Genomic DNA, 2769 nt, shown 5'->3' on the forward strand with positions numbered 1-2769 from the left:
CCAAGCTCGGCTGCGACTACGTCGTCGTCGGGCACTCCGAGCGCCGGGCCGGCCACCACGAGGACGACGCGCTGGTGGCGGCCAAGGCGAAGGCGGCCTTCTCCGTGGGGCTCACCCCCATCCTGTGCGTGGGGGAGCCCGAGGAGATCCGGGCCGCCGGCACCCATGTTGAGCACGTGTTGCGTCAGCTCGAGCAGTCGCTGGCTGGCATCACCGCCGAGCAGGCCGCGACGATCGTCATCGCCTACGAGCCGGTGTGGGCGATCGGCACCGGCCGCACCGCCTCCGCGCAGGACGCCCAGGACATGTGCGCGGCGGTCCGCGGCCAGCTGGCCAGGCAGTACGGCGATGAGATTGCCGCTGGGACCCGTGTCCTCTACGGCGGCTCGGTGAAGGCGGCGAACGCCGGCGAGCTGTTCACCATGCCGGATGTGGACGGCGGGCTGGTCGGCGGGGCGAGCCTGGTCGCCGAGGAGTTCGTCGGCATCGTGCGCAGCGGGCCGCCGGCCTGACGGCGGACGCGTCTGTGTACTCGCCCTGCCGCGCACTCGCCCTGCCGCCGGCCGTCCCGGTGCCGGACCAGGCGAAGCACCGTCGGTGGGAGCGGATACTGTTGCGTGGCGACGTGCCCGGCCCGCCCGATCCCCTCGAGGCGTGCCGGTTCCACCCACGTTGCTGGAAGGCCGAGGAGGTGTGTAGGACAGTGGAACCGCCCTTGTCGGAGGTTCGGCCTGGGCACCGGGTGGCCTGCCACTTCCCCGAGGAGCGGGAGCTGGTCTAGATGACGATCGGTCTGTCGATCGCCCTGATTGTCGCGAGTATTCTGATGATCATGCTTGTGCTGTTGCACCGGGCCAAGGGAGGCGGGCTGTCCACCCTGTTCGGCGGCGGCGTGTCCTCGTCGCTGGGTGGGTCCTCGGTCGTGGAGAAGAACCTCGACCGGTTGACTATCGTGGTTGGGATCATCTGGTTCACCTGCATCGTCGGTCTCGGTTTGCTGCTGAAGAATTGAACGCCCAATTCGGCCCGCGCCCTGGTCCCGGCCGCGGGAGTGGTCGCGGCCGTGGAGGCCGGCTGCCCCGCCCCCTGTCCGTGCTCGCCACGGTTCTGCTCGCCACGGTCCTGACCGCCACGGTGACCGCCTGCAGCGGCGGCGGCTCGGGGGGCGGATCGCGTGAGCTCGCCGCCAGTCCCACCCCGGCGGCGACCGCCACGCCCCCTCCGCCCGACAAGCCGGGCGGCACGCTGCGGATCGTCACCCAGTGGATGCCCAGCGGCGATCCCGGCTGGGCCGACCAGCCCGGCGAGCGGGCGGTCAGCCGGCTCGTGACCCGCCAGCTGTTCAGCTATCCCTCCGACGAGGACACGACGAAGTCGACCATCCCGCGGCCGGACCTCGCCGTCGGCGCGCCGGTCGTCACCGAGAACGGGCTGGTCTACACGGTGCGGCTGCGTCCCGCGGTGCGCTGGGACACCCCCAACCAGCGCCGGATCACTGCCAACGACGTCGCCCGCGGCATCAAGCGACTGTGCACGCCCCCGAACCCGTCACCGCTGCGCGGCTACTTCACGGCGACCATCGTCGGATTCCGGGAGTTCTGTGCCCAGCTGGCGGCGATCCCGGTTGCCGACGCCGCGGCCTTCGTCGAGAGCAGCACCGTGGAGGGCATCGAGATCGTCGGCGACGACACGCTCGCGTTCCATCTACTGGCCCCGGTGAACGACTTCGTGGACGTGCTGGCGCTACCGGCGGCCTCCCCGGTGCCGCTGGAGGCCCTGGCCTACCCGCCGGACTCGCCGGAGTACCTGCACAACCTGGTGTCGGCCGGGCCGTACCGGTTCACGGTCGCTCCCGGCGAGGGGTACCGGCTGTCGCGCAGCCCATCCTGGAGCGCATCCTCGGACGGGATCCGCCGCGCCCTGCCCGACCATATAACGATCTTCGACGGCCTGAGTCCGGAGGCCATGCAGCAGGAGCTGGAGAGCGGCGACGCGGACATGTCGCTCGATGGGAAGATCCCCGACAGTCGGGCCGTGGAGCTCGCCAGGGCGAATGACCCCCGTCTCGTGGTCGACGGGGTCGGGGTCACCCTGGCGCTTACCGTCGGATTCAACGGGCCCTCCGCGGCCGCGCTGCGTGAGCTGCCGGTCCGCCGGGCGCTGCCCTACTGCATTGACCGGGTGAGCCTCGCGGCGGCGCTCGGCGGCCCCGAGTTCGCCGCTGCCGCCACCGGGTTGCTGCAGGAGACGATGACCGGCTACACCGACGCGGATCCCTTCCCGCGTCCGGCGGGACTCGGCGACGCGGCCCGTTGCCGGGAGGCGCTGAGCCACACCCCCGGCGGGCCCGTCACGGCGCTGTCCCTGCTCACCACGGACAGCGCCACCGACGTGGCGGCCGCTGAGGCATTGCGGACCGCCTTCGCCCGTTCCGGCATCCGCCTCGACATCCGGATCCGGACCGGCGAGCGCTACCGTGCGGCCGCCGTCCACCCCACCGGGCAGTTCTGGGACCTGGCGCTCACCACCATCGCCCCGGACTGGTACGGCGACGCGGGCCGCACCGTCTTCCAGCCATTGCTGGACGAGACGTGGGCCGGCCCCAGGCCGGCCGACGGCGGCTACCGGGATCCGGGCGCCCTGCATCTGCTCGCCACGGCGCTGCGGGCCACCAGCGAGGCGACCGCCGCGAGCGACTGGGCCGACCTGGAGCACACGGTGGTCGAGCAGGTCGCGGTAATCCCGCTGGCCGTCGTGCACACCCCGCAG

3 protein-coding genes and 1 pseudogene are annotated in these 2769 nt (G+C 72.2%); all 4 read left to right on the top strand.

The window, feature by feature from the left end:
- On the top strand, positions 1 to 512 hold a 512-nt coding region (locus tag ACY45C_RS13595; protein WP_462187979.1), incomplete at its 5' end, for a triose-phosphate isomerase family protein.
- Positions 513 to 550: 38 nt separating this feature from the next.
- Positions 551 to 781: pseudogene (locus ACY45C_RS13600) on the top strand (oligopeptide/dipeptide ABC transporter ATP-binding protein); the annotation flags it as partial.
- Positions 782 to 1012 carry a preprotein translocase subunit SecG gene (gene secG / locus ACY45C_RS13605; protein WP_462187980.1) on the top strand — a complete coding sequence of 77 codons (231 nt, stop codon included), beginning with the start codon at positions 782 to 784 and terminating at the stop codon, positions 1010 to 1012.
- A 74-nt stretch (positions 1013 to 1086) separates the two neighbouring features.
- The coding region (locus ACY45C_RS13610) for an ABC transporter substrate-binding protein (protein ID WP_462187987.1) at positions 1087 to 2769 on the top strand (1683 nt) is incomplete at its 3' end.

The sequence above is a fragment of the Frankia sp. CcWB2 genome (assembly GCF_977927585.1).

What these genes read in the sequence shown, in the direction of transcription:
- secG (WP_462187980.1), top strand. Translation starts at nt 782, where the DNA reads ATGACGATCGGTCTGTCGATCGCCCTGATTGTCGCGAGTATTCTGATG.